The sequence below is a fragment of the Streptomyces sp. NPDC048057 genome, assembly GCF_040653095.1.
GTDB lineage: Bacteria > Actinomycetota > Actinomycetes > Streptomycetales > Streptomycetaceae > Streptomyces.
Map to the genome: position 1 here is coordinate 173,634 of NZ_JBEZNF010000002.1, position 17,209 is coordinate 190,842.

The following is a 17,209-nucleotide window of genomic DNA, read 5'->3' on the forward strand; positions in this document are numbered from 1 at the left end:
GTGTCAGTCGTGGCGGCTGGGTGCGGGAGGTTGCCAGGTGGCGTGGATGCTGCGCGCCTCCGTCGTCCACCGGGTGGGTGTCTCGTCCAGGGTGACGCGGCGGAACGCGAGGCGGGGGTCGGCGATGTTGACGACCCCGCCGTGGTGGGCGACGTGGTCCAGGAAGCGGCCTGCCTCCTCGCGGACCGCGGGCGAGTCCTCCCGCCATGCGCTGCTGGAGAAGTGCCGTACCCGGGCTTGGAGGTCGTCCAGGACGCCGGCGCGCCATTTGAAGTGGTGGACGGGAACGAGGTGACCGACATCGGGTCGGTAGCCGTGGGCGCGGTGGTTGCCGGAGGCGAGGGGGACGTGGTGGCGGGCGAGGACGATCTTGCGGGGGTCGGCATGCAGGAGCCGGTGGGAGAGGTGACCACCGAGCGGATAGACGCGATCGAGCGGCCCCAGGCGGGTCCAGTCGACCAGGCGCCCGTCCGCGGCGACCCGATCCAGCAGCAGACCCCCGACCACCCGATGCCCGCCCGACTCAGCACTGGCGATCACCTCGCCCACCGGGACGGGGTAGTGGTGGAACTCGTCCGCGTCCGCGATCAGGTGCCAACCCGGCCCCGCCGCCTGCCGTAGTTCGTCTCGGAGGCGGGTGTTGGTGTGTTCGTGCCACGCCCCCCGACTGGTGGCGTGAGGAGTGACACCGGCTTCCCGTGCCACGGCCTGGAGGTCGTGCTGGCGGGCGAGAGGGGCATGGTCGGGGAAGTGGAAGGCGATCAGGAACCGGTCGATCCCCAGACGCCGGTAGTGCGTGATCCACGCGAGGAGCAACGGCGGCTCCACCGGGCCGATCACGGCCACCAGCACGGGCGCGCTCACCCGTCCTCCTTCCCGGCCGTCAAGCGGGCGGCTGTGTCGATGAGGAAGTCGGCCTGCTCGGCGGCGGTCGGCATGCCCAACCGGGCGGGTGCCCGGTGCCCGGGCGGCGGCAACGGCAGGCGAACGAGGTCGTCCAGCACTGCGGCAAGAGCGCGGGGATCACCTGCGGTGAACAGGCGCACCCACGGCGCGTCCCCCAGCCGGGCGGTGAGGTGGGGGTCGTGGTCGGACACGATCAGCGGGACGCCCCACTGGGCCGCGTCCATGACCAGGCCCGACTCCTTCCCCACCCCCGCATGCCGGGCCACGAGCGTGGCGTCGGATGCCCCGTAGACGAGACGGAGCACCGCCTCGCTCAGCGGCCCGGGCTCGACATGCAACCGCACCTGCTTCAGATCAGCCCAGCGGGCCAGCACGTCCTCGTCGAGGGGGTGGCCCGTGACGATCACGTGCAACGGCTCCGTCAGCAGGCCGAGGGCTTGGTCAACGACCGCGATGTCCTTGTGCGGCCACCACCCGCCGACCAGGCACACCACCGTCTCCGAACCAGGGATGTCGAAGGCGAGCCGGCCCCCATCGTGCTCGTGCTCGGTCAGCCGCCGCCCGTCGTCGACCGCGAACACCCGCACCCGACACACCACCCGCGGAAACAACGACACCATCTGATCGTGGACCGCGGGCGTGGGGCACAGGACGAAGACCCGCCGCTCGGCTCGGCGAGCCAGGCGCGCAAGCATGCGCAGACAGGTGCCCTCGGTGGTCGAGGTCTCGTGGACGAACCGCAGATGCGACACCCCACCCAGCAGCGCGGCCACCCCGTGGAGGCCTTCACTCGCCGTGAGCACCACCACCGCCCGAGGACCCGAAACCTGGCGGCCGCCGGTACGCAGGGCCGCAGCCTCCACCAGACACCGTGCCAGCAGCGTCACCTGGTGCGGGCTCCGGCGCACCGCCCGCGGCCACCACCGCGAACGGAACAACCGCTGACCGACCCACGACAAGTGGGCCAGGAATCCTGCGGCCCACAGGAAAGCACGGGCCGGGAGACCAGCGGCGCCGGTGACCAGCCGTGCTCCCGCTTGGTGGAGGGCGTTCAAGGTGTCGCGGGCGACGCCGTTCGGGGCGATGACCACCGTGCCCCCACGAGCCTGGGCCAAGGCCAGCAGCGCATGCTGATGATGCCCACCCCGACGGAAGGCGTACGGCTCCACCAACACCAGCACCTCCTCGCCGTTGTCGCTCACTGGGACACCGCCCCGACAGGAGCGTTGGCGGTGGTGAAGCGAGCCCGCAGCCAGACGGGGTCGTTGAGATGCTCGAACCGGCCTGGACAGTGCGCGGCGGCTTGGGCGAACGCGATCCCCTGCCGCGCACCGGCGGCCACGAACTCCGCGTACTCACCGTCCCTGGCCGCCGCCCAGGCCTCGATCCGCTCCCGCGTCCGCTCGGTGCTCATGCCGTACTCGCTGCCGCGGGTGAGCATCGCGCACTCCCTAAAAGCCGCCTTCCAGGCGTGGAACGGGCTCTGATTGAACCGCGTCACCCCAGCCACCCTGTCGGTGAACTCTGTGCGGCCGGACAGGGCCGCGAGGACGTCGACAGCCTGGCCCATCTCCCGCAAGGCACTGCGGCGGATCAGCTTCAGCCCGCCGTACCCGTAGGTGTCGCCGGTGACCGGGTTCCGTGCGGCCCACACCCGCATCGAAACCCTCTCCGCCAACGGCTCCACCCCGGGATCGAAGCCGGGGTCGATGGCGAAGTCGCCGTCCGCGAGGAAGAACTGCTCCCGATCGACGACCTCGGCACACAGCCGGTAGGCGCGCCGCATCCCGTGGACCCCGTGCACCCGCTTCACCACCACCCCAAGCGCCTGCTCCAACTCCTGGTGGAGGGTGTTGGCGTCGGGTTCGTCGAAGGACAGCAACACCGCGTCGAAGACGTTCATGAGATGGCCTCCAGGTAGCGGGCCGCGACCAGGGACGGCGCGAGGTGAGTGGTGGTGGCGAACGCGTGGGCGGCGTGGTGGGCGTGGAACGCGTCATCGAGGGCGAGGCGTTCGGCGAGCGCAACGGCCTCCGCCCTGGTGGTGAAGCAGAGAGCGGGGTCGATGTGCTCGGCGAACCAGCCCATCCTCGGGGCGATCACCGGCAGGCCCATGCTCTGGCAGTCGATCACCGACATGGACCACGGGCAGCCCGGCCGGAACGGGGCGATGCCGAACCGGGCCCCGGCCAGCAGGTTGCGGTACCGGATCCGATCACCACGATCCGACACGACCTGCACACCCGACAGACCGGCGAGCTCGTCGCGCATGCGCTCCGGGCTGTCGTCCAGCCCCGTACGCTCCGTGCTGCGTTGGCCGAAGAGGTCCATTACCCGCAGCCGCACCCTCCCGGACACGGCCAGCTCACGCGCGAGGTCGAGGAAGCGGGCGGTGCCGTAGTGGGCGTAAAGGCGATGGTTGTAGATCGCGGTCACCGCCACCTCGCCCCCGTCCCGGGCGGGATGGTTGGTGGGGGTGGGGGCGTGGACCAGGCGCGGGTCACGCGGCGCAGGCACCACCCGCAACCGATCAGCAATATCGACGCCCGCGGTCGACGCCGCGGCGGTCACCCAGTTCGTGGCGGTGGTGGAGTGCACGAGGATCCGGTCGCACGCGGCAAGCCCCGCGGCGAAGGTCAGCAGGATGCTGCGGCCGAGCCCGGCGTCGTCGAACGCCGGATCCACCAGGACGCCGTTGTTGTCGGTGGGCGTGAACGGCAGGTAGTGGGCATAGCCCACCAGCCGCGCCGCCGATCCGGCTTCCAGGAGCGCGGTGCGCACGGCGGGGGCTTCCTCGATCTGGTTCACGACCACCACGTCCGGCTCACCGGCTTCGACCAAGATGCGCAGGGCGTCGATGTCCGCGCCGAGACGGGCCCGGTACTTGCTCCCCGGCGCCGAGGTGGGCAGGAAGTGGCACCGTTCGTCGCCGGCCCGCGCCGGGGCGGCCACCGTCACCTCCTGGCCGAGGTCGGCCAGGGCCGGGGCGAGGAGATCAGCGAAGATCCAGCCGGAGTCCGCCGACAGCCGGTTCAGGTTGGAGATGTTGAGCAGATACAGCACACGCATGACGTGTCGCCTCCCAACGTGGACCGGCCCGTCCCTCGGGCCGGCCGTCGGTCAGCAAACCCCCACCCAGAGCCCGTGGTGAGCGATGGCCTCGGTGCGCGCAAGCCACTTACACCGGGTGTAAGAAACGTGCACCGCACCACACCTCGGCACCGGTTGATGGGACGATGAGGGCAGCATCGGCGGAAGGCGGCGGGCCATGGCCCTACACGACACCCACCCGATCTGGAGCACCCCCACCATGCGCCAGGCCATAGCCCACGGCGACCTCGCGGCGATCGTGCGCCTGGCCCGACGCGCGGCCGACCTCACCCAAGCCCAACTCGGGGACGCCACCGGCTACACCGCCGCCTCCATCTCCCGCATGGAACGCGGCAAACAACCCATGCGCGACATGGAACTCCTACGCCGCATCGCCGACGCCCTCACCATCCCGCCCCAACTCCTCGGCCTCGCACCCCGACACACCCCGCCCCCACCCACCCCTGTGGGATCCCATCTGGTGCGGGGGACTACTAGGGTGGCGCCACCAGACCCGTTCGCCGAAGAGGGTGAGAACCCGGTGCAACGCCGCAAACTCCTGACCGGCCTGGCCGGCGCCGGCACGGGCATCGCCCTCGGCCCCGCCACCCCGGCCACCGCCACCCCGGTACTCAGCGGACTGGAGGACCTCCTCCTCCACCGCACCGGCACCCTCACCACCGAACCCACCCGCCCCCAGGTGGCCGCGGCGCTGACTGCCGCCCGCCGAGAGTTCGCAGCCTGCCGCTACGACACCCTCGCCCGCGCCCTCCCGAACCGGATCGCCCTCGCCACCGCCCTCGGCCAGCGCGGCGCCGTCGAGGAATCCGCCACCGCCCTCGCCGAGCTCTACAACACCGCCACCCGCCTATGCATCAAACTCGGCGAAGACGGCCTCGCCGCCGTCACCGCCGACCGCGCCCTCACCGCAGCCCTCACCGGCGCCGACGCACTCACCGTGGCCGAGGCGCACCGCATGGTCTCCTCCGCGTGGCGCCGGCAAGGCCACTACGCCCGGGCCACTGACGTCGCCGTCACCGCTGCCCAGCACCTGGCTGCGGACCGCACCGCCCCCGAGCCCCAGCGCCTGTCGGTGCAGGGCAACCTGTACGCGACCGCCGCCTACACCGCCGCGAAGCAGGGCGACCGGCAGGCCGCACATGCTCTGATCGCCGAAGCCGAGGCCACCGCGAGGCGGCTGGGCGCGGACCAGTCACCGGCCGGGACGGCGTTCTTCGGCCACAGCCAGGTCAGACTCCACCAGATCAGCATCAGCCACCTCCTCGGAGATGCCGGCACCGCGATCGACCACGCCCGCCAGGTCAACACGGTTCAGCTACCCACGGCGGAACGCCGGGCCAGGTACTGGATCGACGTCGCCCGCTCCTTCGACCAGTGGAACAAGCCCGGCAACTCCTACCGAGCCCTCCTCGCCGCCGAACAAGCAGCCCCGCAGGAAGTCCGCCGCACCGCCGTACACGCCATGACAGCCGGTCTCATGCGCCACGACCGCACCCTGCCCGGCATCCGCTCCTTCGCCCACCGCGTCGGGGCACTCGCCTGACCCTCAAACATCCTTCACCCCGCCCTCTACGGCCCGGTGCGGCCGATCGCCCGAGCCGCTGGAATCGAAGGCGCTGATCACCTGACCTCCGGTGGTCCTGCCCCCATCACCGCCCCGGAGCCAGGGGACGCGTCGGCGCGCGGCGCGCTGTCGTTAACTCTTCCGGGGGACAGGTGGTCGAACGCCGTGTCGTGCCGGTCCTTCCCTTCTAGCGTAGGCCGCCCCCACCCGGGAAGGGACTGGCATGCTCGTTCAGTTGAGAGCCGAGCCGGACGACGGCGTACTGACGACGCTCGACCTCTACACATGGCTCCGGCGGGACCCTGACGTCCGCGACCACAGTCGGCTGAGCCTCGACGCGTCGGACCCGAGCGGCGAGACCATGGGCGCTGTCGAGGTGATCAACCTGGTGCTCGGGCAGACCTTCACAGCGCTCAACCTAGCTCTCTCATATGCCAATTGGCGCGCGGCGCGGCCAACCGCACCGGCGATCTCCCTCACGGTCGACGGCAGATCGCTCGCCCTCCAGGGGGTCTCGGAGGAGACTCTGTCACGGATCGTCGACCTGCTGGCCGCGAGGGAGACCGACGCTTCGGACGAGTCGCCCCGGGACGACGACGAGCCGGAGCCGGTGTGACGGGTCTGCCCGATCCCGGGGCCTCGCGCGCGGTGCTCATCGGGGTCAGCAAGTACAACGAGCACCTGACCCCTCTCGGCGCCGTGGCCAAGAACCTGGATGGGCTGAAGGAGTTCCTCACGGGTCCCGACTCGTGGTCTCTGCATCCGGACCACTGCGTCGTCATGCACAATCCCAAATCGGCCGCGGACGTGCTCGACGTCGTGCACACGGCGTCGACGGAAGCGACGGACGCCCTCCTCGTCTACTTCGCCGGGCACGGCCTGCTGTCGCCTGCCACTGACCTGTACCTGGCTCTCACGGACTCCCACGCCGGCCGCCTCTTCCGTGCGTTGGACTACGACCACCTCCGGTACCAGGTGGCCGAGGAATGCGCAGCGCGCAGCCGGGTCGTCATCTTGGACTGCTGCTACAGCGCCCGGGCCCTGCACGGATACATGGGGACACCGGTGGAACTCGCCGACTGTGGAGGCATCGACGGGACATACGTCATGACCGCGTCCTCCGAGACGAAGCGTGCCATGGCACCGAAGGGCGAGGACTACACCGCGTTCACCGGGGCTCTGTTGACGGCGCTCACCAAAGGCGTCCCGGACGGGCCCGAACTGCTCGACACAGAGTCCATCTACCGTCACCTGCGACGGCAGTTGCAGGCCGCGAGGCGTCCTGTGCCGCAGCAGCGTGCCCGTAACGAGGGACATCGGATTGTGCTCGGCCGCAATCGCTGGAGCCCGGCACCGGGGCCGGAGGCGGAGGCCTACGCCGCGGAGTTGCGGATAGCGGCGACGTCCGCCGCCGCGCAGAGCATCATGCAGGAGGGGGACGGCGGCCGGTACCTGCGTGGCGAGCGTGTCGCCCCGCGCGAGTTCGTGGACGCGCTGGCCGATAGCCTGCCGCCAGACCAGTCGGAGCGACTGCACACCCTGCGCCGAGCGGCGCAGCGGGCCTCTCCCGACGCCGCCACCCAACTCCTCTACTGGCTGGAGGAGGTAACCCTCCTCCAGCGTCGGATGGCACACGCCGGTCGCTACAGCCACCGGATCGAGGCCGAGCTGGCGGCGGCGCAGGAGCGTGCGCGGCTGCTGCACCAGGAAGTGACGGTGCTACGACAGCAGGTACGGCTGCTGTTGGACGAGAGAACCGATGCCGACAAGGCGGAGGAACTGGTCAGCGTGGCCGCCGTGTCCGAGGCGGCGGAACACAAGGGCCGGCCTGCACATGCGAAGGGCCCCGCAGCCGCCGCTTTCTCAAATGGTCCCGAGAAGCGTGGTATTGGTGCCTCCGCCGCCCTGGTGGCGGGTATCCCGGCAGTGTTGGGTGTGCTCTTCCTCGTGATCGCCTGGCTCTCCAGCACCGGCTCCGTGTCGCTGACGTACGACTCCGGCCGCAAGCCAGCGTCAGTGGAGGGAATGGTCCGCCCGGGGGCCGGCGAGGGGCCCCACTACATCTGGGACGTGGCGGAGAGCGTCAAGAGTGTGTTCCGGCCCTCCGAGGACGACGGGGTCGACCAACTGTTGGGAGACCTCACCGTCGCCGTGCCCCAGGGCTGCACGGACCGGACCGTGGAATGGGAGATCGCCCTCGACGGGAAGAAGGTCTCTCACGGCTCCCTGACCGGAAAGACGGAGCATCAGGTCCCGATCGAACGCGACCTGGAACAGCCCCCGAAACGGATCACGATCGAGGCGTCCTGGGACGGCCTCGGCGGCGCCTGTGAGAGCTTCGGTCTGGTCTGGACCGCCCCACGGTTGTCCGAGAGTTTCGGCCTGGCCCTATGGTGAGGCGGTCCTATGAGCGCGAATGATCGGCGCGGCGCCTGGCTCGGGGGTTGCGCCGGCCTGCTTTGCGTCATGGGGATCATCACCTTGATGGCGGCAGGTTGCTCGGCGTCCGCGCTTGATTTGTCGTACGAAAGTGGCGCGCGCCCGATCAAAGGGACAGAGCTCACTGGCATGAAATATGTCAATCATATGCACGAGTACGGCTGGGACGTTCGACAGCGCATCGAATCCACGTTCATCATTCCCTACAGCTTCGGTACGAGCGAGGTCGGCTCACTGGACGGCACCCTCCAGGTTTCGGTACCCGACGGATGCGCCGACCGTACGGTCCGCTGGGAGATCGATGTCGACAGGGCACCGCTCAGGAGTGAACAAGTGCGGTGGGTGCACGCGTACGACGTCGAGATCGACACAAGCGTGCACGGCAGACCCCGGACGGTCACTATCAAGGCCGAGTGGGACGGCGGCACCGAGTCGTGCCCGTCCTTCACGCTCACTTGGCAGAACCCGAAGATCACCATGGAACCCGACCCGAATTTCATGAATCCCGACTTCTACCCCTGAGATCGCCCCACCACGGCGCGGTGGCCGGGCCCCTGCCCGGACAAACATGGCGGCGTGCAGTCGCAGCGAACACAGGTGCTCGGCAACCGGGGCCGCTCCGCCGGTGGGCACGCACGGTCAGCACTTCACCATGCTGCGGAAGTCGGTACCAGGGCCACCCGCGCGCCCCGGCGCGGACTTCGGCCGGAACCCCGTCCGCCCCTGCCCGGCGAACCCGGAACCCCACCAAAGCCCGGGCTGTTTGCCATGACCAACATCGACGATGTCCTGATCCTAGCGCTGTTCTTCTCCCAGGGCGCCGGGCGCCCCTCCCCTGCTCCACCCGCCGCATCGTCATCGGCCTGCTCATCCGCATCGAAGGCGGCGCCTTTCGCGGGTGACCACCACGAAAACATTCCGGGTGCCTCAGCTGGCAGAGCCAAGACAAAATGCTGTGCTGGAAAGAGCCCTTAGCCTGTGGAGAAAACTTCCCCGCCAGGTCATCCGCGCAGGCTGGAGAGTTGTGTCAACAGCCCACCACGGGACACCGATGAAAGTGTCCTGGTCATACTGACGAAACGGTCGGCATCGTGGTTGCGATGTCGGCCGTTTTCGCTGTGTCCAGACCCGTCTTCCGCCTCTCGGCGCGGATGAGCCGATCCGGCGAGGGGCGGCGGCTGGATCCGCTGTCAGTGGCGGGTGCCACCATCGCCTCATGACCTCGACGGACGAGACGACGACCGGACTCCCCTTCGACTGGCGGGAGTTCCTCACCCGCTGGAGCGGAGAGTGGGCGGACGCCCAGGACCCCGCCGAGCCGGACGAGTCGGATGCGGAGCTGGTGGCGGCGCGGTGGCTCGGCTGCCCGGGTGCGTCGGACGCGGACATCGCCGCTCTGGAGGAGCGGATCGGCCATCGGCTGCCGCCGTCGCTCGATTCGTTCCTGCGGATCAGCGACGGCTGGCGGCCGGCGGACCACCCCGTCTACCGGCTGGCGGGGACCCAGGGCATCCGTCCGCACCACAACGCCGACGGTCTCGCCGAGATCTTCGGGGAGGACTTGGACGAGAACGCGTCGCCGCAGGAGCTGCTGGAGGCCGGGATGTGGCACCGGGCGTTCCATCTGGACGCGGAGACGGACGCGACGATGGTCCTGATCGATCCGCTGGACCGGGACGCGGACGGCGAGTGGGCCGTGTACGAGTGGGCGTCCTGGCGGGCCGCGCCGCCCGACCGCTTTCCGTCCTTCCGCCACTACATGCTGGAGCGATACCGGTCCTTTCACCGCTCGGCGGCCTACAAGGCCGCTGGCGGCGAAGGACCGCCGTTCGCCAACGACACGACGCGGGCACAGGACGCCGCGGTGGAGCGGGCCCGACTGGCGGCACTGAGCGGGGAGTACGAGGAGGCCCTGATCCTGCTGCGGGGAGCCGAGAGGTACGGCAGGTCGAAGGCCAGGCTGCTGCGGGGGCAGTTGGACGGTCTGCTCTCGGCACATGCCACGGCGTTCTCGGCCGACGCCCTCGCGGTCGACCCGGTGTACGCCCCTGATCTGCTGCCGGTGGCCGCGGCGGGCTTCGCCAGCACCGACCGGCGCTATGGCCACTCCGGCCGGTCGTGGGCGCTGCTCGCCCGCTGCGAGACGCCCGAGGAGCGGGAGAGGGCTGAGGAGGCGCTGCGGGCGGCGCGGGAGGGGACGTACCGCTTCACGGCCGACGGGCCGCTCGGGGAGGCGGCCGAGGAGGCGCGGGCGTTGGCCCGCTGGGGCCGGTGGAACGAGGCGTGGCGGCTGCTGTGGTCCGCGCTTCCCCACTGGCGGCCCCTGGGCCCCGACCATTTGGCGCCGCTGGGACTGCTCGCGGATCCCGTACTGGGTCCGGTGGTCACCCCGGAGCGGGGGCGGCTGCTGCTGGCCCTGCCCCGGGGCGAGTTCGCGCGGCCGGAGCGGGAGCGGCCCGTCGGGGACGTTCCGGGGGACGATCCGGTGGGTCTGTCCTGGCTGGCGGACGAGGTGCCGGACCGATTCCGCGCGGGCTATCGGGCCGTGTTCGTCGCGGACCCCGATCCGGCGGGTCTGCCGGCCCGTCTGAAGGACCCGGGCGGGGGCGGCCCCGGGCCCGGTGGTCGGCCACAGCGGGAAGTGACGCCCGGGCCTGACGGGCTGTACCCGCCCCTCAGCAGGTGGGACGCGGAGCACCGACTGGGCCTGGCGCTCGGCAGCACGTCGTACGACGACCGCGCCCTGGCCCACGTCGGGCAGGCGGCCCCCGGGTGGAGCTTCGTCTTCGACGGCGCCCCGAGGGGCTTCGTCGAGGGGCGTTTCGTCTCCCCGGCCGCTGCCGCGTCGGAGGGGACCAGGGCGGTCGTCGTCTGGCACAGCGTCGACACCCATGACCGGCCCCGGACTCGTTTCCATCTCTCCGTCGGGGTCGACGGGGAAGAGGTGTGCGCGTTCTCCGTGACGGCCGGGGACGTCGAGCCGCACTGGACCGGGGAGATACCGCCGTGGCTGGCGCTCGACGGCTTCCCGCGGACGACCGGGCAGTGGCGGGGCGACGAGGACCACAGGCGGGACGCCCACGACCCGAACACCCCGGCCCGGGGATTGCCGGGGACGCGGAGCGCGCTGGAGGCCCTGGAGCGGGCCCTGGGACTGACCCTGCCGCGCACCGCCCTTCTGGAGGGCCCACTGCACAGCTTCGTGACCCGTTCGTGGATCCGTCCGCCGGGTCCCGGCGATTCGTACATCACCGTCACCTTCACCTCTTTCAGCCGACCGGACCCCGGTGGGCACGTGTGAACGGCGAGGTCTCTGCGGACGCTCTCCAGCACGGGGTGCTGAGGGTTGCTTGGCCACGGGAGGGGCTCACCCGCTTCCGTCAACGCCGGGCGCAGTGGCTCCTGATCAGGATCGGCTCGGAGCGTCCAGACGTTCGGTCGGACCGCCGAATGGCGTGACGAGGGTGCGTGTCGCCACCAGCCAGGTGCCTTCGATCGTGCGGAAGGTGTCCACGTAGTGGTCGATGTTCGCTGGCACCCGGGGCGGAATCATGGTCGGGTCGCTCAGCGCGATGGCGCCGTCTGGTGCGGGGGCTCGTCGAAGGGGTGTACGGCGATGGCGATCTTGCCGCGGGGACGTCGGCGGCCCTCGCTGGTGGAGCCGCCTTCCAGCAGGGTGTGTGCCTGGGCGATGTCGTCCAGGGTGAGTACGGTGCCGATCACCGGCCGGAGTTTGCCCTGATCGACCAGGCGGCCGAGGGCTTCGAACTTCGCCCGGCCGGGGCTGGCGAAAAGGAAGTGGTAGGTCGCGTTGACGCCCCACGCGGCGAGCAGGTTCTGCGGTTCGGGGATGTCGACGATGGTTACCACGCGGCCCCGGTCGGTGAGGACTTCCGGGCTGCGGGTGAGGGTGTCCCCGCCCACCGTGTCCAGGACGACGTCCACCCCGCCCAGCTCGCGGACCTGTGGCACGTAGTCGCCGGCGGAGAAGTCGATCGCGTGGTCGGCGCCCAGTTCGGTGACGAACGCGTGGTCCCTCGCCCGAGCGGTGGTCACCACCTCGGCCCCCATCGCGTGGGCGACCTGGATGGCGGCGGAGCCGACTCCGCCCGCTCCGCCGTGCACCAGGACCCGTTCCCCAGGCCGCACCGCGGCGCGTTCGACCAGCGCCTCCCACACCGTCACACCCACGACCCCGAGACCGGCGGCCTCGACATGCGACAACCGTGCGGGCTTGCGGGCGACCAGGGCCTGGTCGACGACGTGGTACTCGGCGTACGTTCCCTGCCCGGCGAAGGGCGGCGCTATGTACCAGACCTCGTCGCCCCGCTGGAAGTCGCCTGCTCCGGGGCCGGTCTCGACCACGACGCCGGACACGTCGTTGCCGATGACCGCGGGTAGTGCCACCTGGTCGCGGTAGTCGCCGCGCCGGGTTTGCAGGTCGAGGGGGTTCACGGACGTGGCCAGCACGCGCACCAGCACCTGGCCGGGCCCCGGAGCAGGCATGGGCAGTTCTCGGGCGGCGAACGCGTCTTCCGCGCCACCGAAGCGGACGAGTTCCATCACACGCATCGAAGTCGACATGCGATGACCTTAGATCGTCATATCGCGAATTGCCAATGCGTACATGCGTTAGGGTCATCACGTGTTCTCGGAGACGGAGTTGCAGGCGGTGTTCAGGGCCCTGTCCAACCCTGCCCGCCGGCAGATGCTGGTGTGGCTCAAGGATCCGATGAGCTTCCCCGGTCAGGAGCCCGAGGACGTCGAGGTCGGCGTCTGCGTGACCGACATCCAGCGGCGCACGGGGTTGGGGCAGTCGACCACCTCGCAGTACCTCGCGATGCTGCGGCAGGCCGGGCTGGTGATCGCCACCCGGCGGGGCAAGTGGACCTACTACCGCCGCGACGAGGCGAACATCGCCCGCCTCCTGGACACCCTGCGCGACGTGTTCTAGGTCCGGCTCTCCCGTACGCGCCGAAGGGGACATCGAGCGTCGTCGGCATCAGCGCGACTGTGGTTGCTCCAGCCCCTTGAGTAGTAGTTCGACCAGTCGGCGGGGGTCGTAGCGGGGGTCGCTGTCGCGACCGATGCAGAGGTTGCCGATGCCGCGCATCAGTTCGTAGGCGTGCGTGCCGGGCTTGATTTCGCCCGCGGTGGCCGCGGCGTCGAGCAGTTGGGCGCAGACGGGCACGAGGCGGTCGAGGAAGTAGGCGTGCAGCGCGTCGAATCCGCTGTCCGATTGCATCGTGTTGGCGAGCCCGTGCTTGGTGACCAGGAAGTCGACGAAGAGGTCGACCCACCGACGGAGCGCCGCGAGGGGGGAGCCGGTGCCGGCCAGCAGGGCCGGGCCGGCCTCGGCGCACGCCTCGACCTGATGGCGGTAGACGGCGACGGCGAGATCCGCCCGGGTCGGGAAGTGGCGATAGATCGTCCCGATGCCGACGCCGGCCCTGGTCGCGATCTCGCGGATCGGCGCATCGATGCCGGAGGTGGCGAACACCTCGGCGGCGGCGGTGAGGAGCGCCTGCTGGTTGCGCAGCGCGTCCGCTCGCTTGCTTCGGCTCGGCGCCTTCGCGGGCTGGTCTGCTGGGGACACCACGATCTCCGTCCGAACGGTTGACCAAGACGATTGACTAAGCGGAACAGTGTTCCGTATCGTATCTGGAACAAGGTTCCGCTTTGAGTCTAGCCGAGGCGGGCCTCCGTCCACCTCCCCTGCCGCCCGCCGGCGAGACCGGCAGTGAAGCCGCGGCAAGGGGGCGCGACGCTCCGCTTGCGTGAGGTGACAGGGCCCGGGACCGGCTCCACGCGGCGCCAACCAATCCGTCAGGGAGGAACACAGCCATGCAATACCGCAGCTTGGGCCGCACCGGTGTGCAGGTCAGTTCGCTCGCGCTCGGCGCGATGAACTTCGGCAGGATCGGGCGTACCACCCAGGACGAGGTCACCGCCATCGTCGACGCCGCGCTGGAGGCCGGGGTCAACCTCATCGACACCGCGGACGCGTACAGCGGCGGCGAGTCGGAGGAGATGGTCGGCAGGGCCGTCGCCGGCCGCCGCGACGACGTCGTGCTGGCCACGAAGGCCGGCATGCCGATGGGTGAGGAGCGCAACCGTCGGGGCGGCTCGCGCCGCTGGCTGGTCACCGCGCTGGACGACAGCCTGCGCCGCCTCGGCGTCGACCACGTCGACCTCTACCAGGTCCATCGATGGGACCCGAGCACCAGTGACGAGGAGACCCTGTCCGTCCTGACCGACCTTCAGCGCGCCGGGAAGATCCGTTCCTTCGGCTCCTCGACGTTCCCCGCGTACCGCATCGTGCAGGCCCAGTGGGCCGCCCGTGAGCACCGCCTGAGCCGCTACGTCACCGAACAGCCGAGTTACTCGATCCTTCAGCGCGGGGTCGAGGCCCACGTCCTGCCCGTCGCCGAGGAGTACGGCCTCGGTGTGCTGGCGTGGAGCCCGCTGGCCTCGGGCTGGCTGTCCGGCGCGGTCCGCGAGGGCCGGGAGGTCACCACCAACCGCTCCACGTTCATGCCGCAGCGCTTCGACACGGCCCTGCCGTCCAACCGGGCCAGGCTCGACGCGGTCGAGCAGCTCGCCAAGGTCGCCGACGACGCCGGACTGACGATGATCCAGCTCGCCCTGGGCTTCGTGACCGCGCACCCCGCCGTGACCAGTGCGCTCATCGGTCCCCGCACGCCGGACCACCTGCACTCGCAGCTCGCCGCCGCGGACGTCGTGCTCTCGGGCGACGTGTTGGACGCGATCGACGCCGTCGTCGCTCCCGGTGTCGACCTCGCCGCGCACGAGAAGAACGACACCCCGCCCGCGTTGCTCGACCCGTCGCTGCGTCGCCGGTAGCCCTGGGGGAGCGGTCCCTGCGCGCCGTCCCATCCCGTTCCCGGGCGCCCCGGTGACCACGGGGGCGCCCGCCGGGGGAGGGGTCCGCTGTCAGCGGGTGCGTTCGTAGTGGCGGCGTGCCTTCTCGCGGTTGCCGCAGACGGCCATCGAGCACCAGCGGGCGCGGTTGGCGCGGCTGCGGTCGAGCAGGAACAGCTGGCACTCGGTGTTGGCGCAGGGGCGCAGTCGGCCGGGCGTGTGCTGCTCGGTGGCGGCCCAGGCGAGGACCGTCTCGACGGCCAGTCGGGCGTGCGGGGGAGTCTGGACCGTCCATCGAAGGCCGTCCGACGTGATCTCCGGGATCTGGTGGACCCCTTCGAGTAGTGGGCCCAGCGTGGTGGGCGAACGGTTTCCGCGCACGACGTCCCGCAGGGCGTCCCGCGCCTCGCGCAGCAGTGCCAGTTCCGCGAGGCTGCCGTCGCCGCCGTGCTCCCGCGCCCAGCGCCTGCCCGCGGCCGGGTCGGCCAGCGCGTCCTGTTCCACGCCGTTGATCAGCGGCCTGCTGTTGAGCAGGTCCAGCAGCACGTCCATCGGGCGCCGCTCCTCATCTAACCGTTTCGATTTGCTTGACAGGTTAGTTCATCTCGTGCTTACGTGGCGAATGGCTAACCAGACCAGACGTGTAAAGGGGTTAGATATGGGCTCGGTGCACCACCGGACCACCACCGTCGACGGCCATCGGATCTTCTACCGCGAGGCCGGCCCCGCCGACGCCCCCGCGATCGTGCTGCTGCACGGCTACCCGACCAGCTCGTTCATGTTCCGCGAACTCATCCCGCTGCTCGCCGACCGCTACCGCGTCATCGCACCGGACCACCTCGGCTTCGGCCACTCCGACACCCCCTCCGCGACGGAGTTCGACTACACCTTCGACGCCCTCGCCGACCTCACCTCAGGGCTCCTCGACCAGCTGGGCCTGGACCGCTACGCCCTCTACGTCCAGGACTACGGCGCCCCCATCGGCTGGCGCCTCGCACTCAAACACCCCGAACGCATCTCCGCCCTCGTCACCCAGAACGGCAACGGCTACGAGGACGGCTTCGTCGACTCGTTCTGGAACGACCTCTGGGCCTACGGGGCGAACCCCGGCCCCGCCACCGAACCCGCCGTCCGCGCCGCGCTGAGCCGCGACGCCATCCGCTGGCAGTACCTGCACGGCGTACCCGCCCCCAGCCTCGTCAGCCCCGACACCTGGGAACACGACCACGCCCTCATCTCCCGCGAAGGCAACGACGAGATCCAACTCGCCCTCTTCCGCGACTACCAGAACAACCGCCCCCTCTACCCCCTGCTGCACGAATACCTACGCACCAGTGAGGTCCCGGTGCTCGCCGTCTGGGGCCGCAACGACGAGATCTTCGGCCCTGCCGGCGCACGAGCCTTCGCCCGCGACGCCAAGGACGCGGAAGTGCACCTGATCAACGGCGGACACTTCCTCCTGGAGAGCCACTTGGACATCGTCGCCGGCTACCTCCGCGGCTTCCTCGGGCGGGTCCTGGGATAGGCAGGGCCGGGGGCTGGAGACGGAGCCATCGCAGACCACCCCGCCAGCCCCACCTGGACCGGCGGACAGGTGTGCATCTGATTCCACGGCGACTTCCCGTACGGACCCGCTCCGTACGGGAAGTCGCCGGATCCGAAAGGGGGGAGCGCCAGAGGCTCCCCTCACCTCACCCGGTCGTGCAGGACGGGCAGGTGGCGGAGCTGGGCTCGATGCAGACGTCGTCGATCACCGGGCCGTTCGCGGCCGTCGCGCCCGTCGTGCTCACGAAGGCGATCGTCGTCGTGGACGCGCCCGCCACGAAGGTGAACTGACGGGTCACGTACCCCATGGCGGCATAGGTCTTCCCGGTGACGTCGAAGGAGAAGCCCTGGAACTCCTGGCCGTCGATGAGGACCCTGCCCGTCTTCACCGCGGGGGAGGTGTCGGTGGGGTTGCCGGCGAGCGCGTACGTGACCTTGTAGGCGCGGCCGGGGGTCGTGGTGAAGGTCTGGCTCACGGCGCCCGTGCCGTTGAGGTCGACGGACTGGTCGCCCTCGGCGGCCTGCCACGTGCCGGCACCGATCAGGTCGACCGCGCCGAGGGTCACGGACCACGGGCCGATGTCCTGCCCCGGGAAGTACGGGGTGAAGAGGTTCGCGGGGGCCCTCGGGTACTCGAAACTGCCGTCGTGGAAGCGGCTCACGGGCGGCGGCGCCGCCGCCCCGGTACTGACGCCGGCACCGACCAGCAGGGCGACCGCGGCCGTGGCAGCGGCGAAGGCGCGCACTGGGAACATGGGGCTC

17 protein-coding genes are annotated in these 17,209 nt (G+C 70.5%); 8 read left to right on the forward strand and 9 right to left on the reverse strand.

What is annotated here, in order from left to right; all coding sequences use genetic code 11:
* Window positions 1–3: 3 nt before the first annotated feature.
* The 4 genes from AB0E05_RS02920 to AB0E05_RS02935 are packed head-to-tail and all read right to left on the reverse strand — an operon-like array spanning window position 4 to window position 3,975.
* Window positions 4–864: a glycosyltransferase family 2 protein gene (locus AB0E05_RS02920; protein WP_361957721.1), complete on the reverse strand. Its 861-nt coding sequence runs from the start codon at window positions 862–864 to the stop codon at window positions 4–6.
* Window positions 861–2,108: a hypothetical protein gene (locus AB0E05_RS02925; RefSeq protein WP_361957724.1), complete on the reverse strand. Its 1,248-nt coding sequence runs from the start codon at window positions 2,106–2,108 to the stop codon at window positions 861–863. Before AB0E05_RS02925 ends, AB0E05_RS02920 begins: the two co-directional genes overlap by 4 nt.
* Window positions 2,105–2,809, reverse strand: a complete 705-nt coding sequence (locus AB0E05_RS02930) for a hypothetical protein (protein WP_361957727.1) — start codon at window positions 2,807–2,809, stop codon at window positions 2,105–2,107. Before AB0E05_RS02930 ends, AB0E05_RS02925 begins: the two co-directional genes overlap by 4 nt.
* Complete coding sequence (locus AB0E05_RS02935; protein WP_361957730.1) at window positions 2,806–3,975, reverse strand: glycosyltransferase family 1 protein; 1,170 nt, start codon at window positions 3,973–3,975, stop codon at window positions 2,806–2,808. The genes AB0E05_RS02930 and AB0E05_RS02935 overlap by 4 nt, the downstream gene beginning before the upstream one ends.
* A 199-nt stretch (window positions 3,976–4,174) precedes the next feature.
* Here AB0E05_RS02935 and AB0E05_RS02940 point away from each other — a divergent pair, with 199 nt between their 5' ends.
* The 5 genes from AB0E05_RS02940 (at window position 4,175) to AB0E05_RS02960 (ending at window position 11,321) form a co-directional block, all read left to right on the forward strand.
* Window positions 4,175–5,560, forward strand: a complete 1,386-nt coding sequence (locus AB0E05_RS02940; RefSeq protein ID WP_361957733.1) for a helix-turn-helix transcriptional regulator — start codon at window positions 4,175–4,177, stop codon at window positions 5,558–5,560.
* Window positions 5,561–5,804: 244 nt separating this feature from the next.
* Window positions 5,805–6,197 carry a hypothetical protein gene (locus tag AB0E05_RS02945; RefSeq protein WP_361957736.1) on the forward strand — a complete coding sequence of 131 codons (393 nt, stop codon included), beginning with the start codon at window positions 5,805–5,807 and terminating at the stop codon, window positions 6,195–6,197.
* Window positions 6,194–7,978, forward strand: a complete 1,785-nt coding sequence (locus AB0E05_RS02950; protein WP_361957739.1) for a caspase family protein — start codon at window positions 6,194–6,196, stop codon at window positions 7,976–7,978. Before AB0E05_RS02945 ends, AB0E05_RS02950 begins: the two co-directional genes overlap by 4 nt.
* Before the next feature lie 9 nt (window positions 7,979–7,987).
* On the forward strand, window positions 7,988–8,542 hold the full coding sequence (locus AB0E05_RS02955) for a hypothetical protein (RefSeq protein ID WP_361957742.1): 555 nt from the start codon (window positions 7,988–7,990) through the stop codon (window positions 8,540–8,542).
* 694 nt (window positions 8,543–9,236) lie between these two features.
* Window positions 9,237–11,321, forward strand: coding sequence for an SMI1/KNR4 family protein (locus AB0E05_RS02960; protein ID WP_361957745.1), 2,085 nt, complete (start codon window positions 9,237–9,239; stop codon window positions 11,319–11,321).
* A gap of 105 nt (window positions 11,322–11,426) precedes the next feature.
* Here AB0E05_RS02960 and AB0E05_RS02965 read toward each other — a convergent pair whose 3' ends face one another.
* A complete protein-coding gene (locus tag AB0E05_RS02965; RefSeq protein ID WP_361957748.1) occupies window positions 11,427–11,558 on the reverse strand; it encodes a hypothetical protein in 132 nt (43 codons plus the stop codon).
* Window positions 11,559–11,584: 26 nt separating this feature from the next.
* Window positions 11,585–12,604: a zinc-binding dehydrogenase gene (locus AB0E05_RS02970; RefSeq protein ID WP_361957751.1), complete on the reverse strand. Its 1,020-nt coding sequence runs from the start codon at window positions 12,602–12,604 to the stop codon at window positions 11,585–11,587.
* Between the two features lie 61 nt (window positions 12,605–12,665).
* On the opposite strand from AB0E05_RS02970, the gene AB0E05_RS02975 reads away from it, so the two are divergent.
* A complete protein-coding gene (locus AB0E05_RS02975) occupies window positions 12,666–12,974 on the forward strand; it encodes a metalloregulator ArsR/SmtB family transcription factor (protein ID WP_361957754.1) in 309 nt (102 codons plus the stop codon).
* 48 nt (window positions 12,975–13,022) lie between these two features.
* Here AB0E05_RS02975 and AB0E05_RS02980 read toward each other — a convergent pair whose 3' ends face one another.
* A complete protein-coding gene (locus AB0E05_RS02980; protein ID WP_361957757.1) occupies window positions 13,023–13,616 on the reverse strand; it encodes a TetR/AcrR family transcriptional regulator in 594 nt (197 codons plus the stop codon).
* A 248-nt stretch (window positions 13,617–13,864) separates the two neighbouring features.
* Here AB0E05_RS02980 and AB0E05_RS02985 point away from each other — a divergent pair, with 248 nt between their 5' ends.
* Window positions 13,865–14,884, forward strand: coding sequence for an aldo/keto reductase (locus AB0E05_RS02985; RefSeq protein WP_361957760.1), 1,020 nt, complete (start codon window positions 13,865–13,867; stop codon window positions 14,882–14,884).
* A 90-nt stretch (window positions 14,885–14,974) separates the two neighbouring features.
* Here AB0E05_RS02985 and AB0E05_RS02990 read toward each other — a convergent pair whose 3' ends face one another.
* The gene (locus tag AB0E05_RS02990; RefSeq protein ID WP_361957763.1) at window positions 14,975–15,454 is read right to left on the reverse strand and encodes a CGNR zinc finger domain-containing protein; all 480 of its coding nucleotides are present in this window, start codon (window positions 15,452–15,454) and stop codon (window positions 14,975–14,977) included.
* A 106-nt stretch (window positions 15,455–15,560) separates the two neighbouring features.
* Between AB0E05_RS02990 and AB0E05_RS02995 the strand changes: the two genes are divergently transcribed.
* Entirely contained in the window at window positions 15,561–16,427 is an 867-nt protein-coding gene (locus AB0E05_RS02995) for an alpha/beta hydrolase (RefSeq protein WP_361957766.1), read from the forward strand.
* A 166-nt stretch (window positions 16,428–16,593) separates the two neighbouring features.
* Here the strand turns inward: AB0E05_RS02995 and AB0E05_RS03000 are convergent, their stop codons facing one another.
* The gene (locus AB0E05_RS03000) at window positions 16,594–17,202 is read right to left on the reverse strand and encodes a choice-of-anchor C family protein (protein WP_361957769.1); all 609 of its coding nucleotides are present in this window, start codon (window positions 17,200–17,202) and stop codon (window positions 16,594–16,596) included.
* Between the last annotated feature and the right edge of the window lie 7 nt (window positions 17,203–17,209).

Coding starts and splice junctions, on each gene's coding strand:
- AB0E05_RS02930 (WP_361957727.1), bottom strand. CDS start 2,809: ATGAACGTCTTCGACGCGGTGTTGCTGTCCTTCGACGAACCCGACGCC.
- AB0E05_RS02935 (WP_361957730.1), bottom strand. CDS start 3,975: ATGCGTGTGCTGTATCTGCTCAACATCTCCAACCTGAACCGGCTGTCG.
- AB0E05_RS02940 (WP_361957733.1), top strand. CDS start 4,175: ATGGCCCTACACGACACCCACCCGATCTGGAGCACCCCCACCATGCGC.
- AB0E05_RS02945 (WP_361957736.1), top strand. CDS start 5,805: ATGCTCGTTCAGTTGAGAGCCGAGCCGGACGACGGCGTACTGACGACG.
- AB0E05_RS02955 (WP_361957742.1), top strand. CDS start 7,988: ATGAGCGCGAATGATCGGCGCGGCGCCTGGCTCGGGGGTTGCGCCGGC.
- AB0E05_RS02960 (WP_361957745.1), top strand. CDS start 9,237: ATGACCTCGACGGACGAGACGACGACCGGACTCCCCTTCGACTGGCGG.
- AB0E05_RS02970 (WP_361957751.1), bottom strand. CDS start 12,604: ATGTCGACTTCGATGCGTGTGATGGAACTCGTCCGCTTCGGTGGCGCG.
- AB0E05_RS02985 (WP_361957760.1), top strand. CDS start 13,865: ATGCAATACCGCAGCTTGGGCCGCACCGGTGTGCAGGTCAGTTCGCTC.
- AB0E05_RS02990 (WP_361957763.1), bottom strand. CDS start 15,454: ATGGACGTGCTGCTGGACCTGCTCAACAGCAGGCCGCTGATCAACGGC.
- AB0E05_RS02995 (WP_361957766.1), top strand. CDS start 15,561: ATGGGCTCGGTGCACCACCGGACCACCACCGTCGACGGCCATCGGATC.
- AB0E05_RS03000 (WP_361957769.1), bottom strand. CDS start 17,202: ATGTTCCCAGTGCGCGCCTTCGCCGCTGCCACGGCCGCGGTCGCCCTG.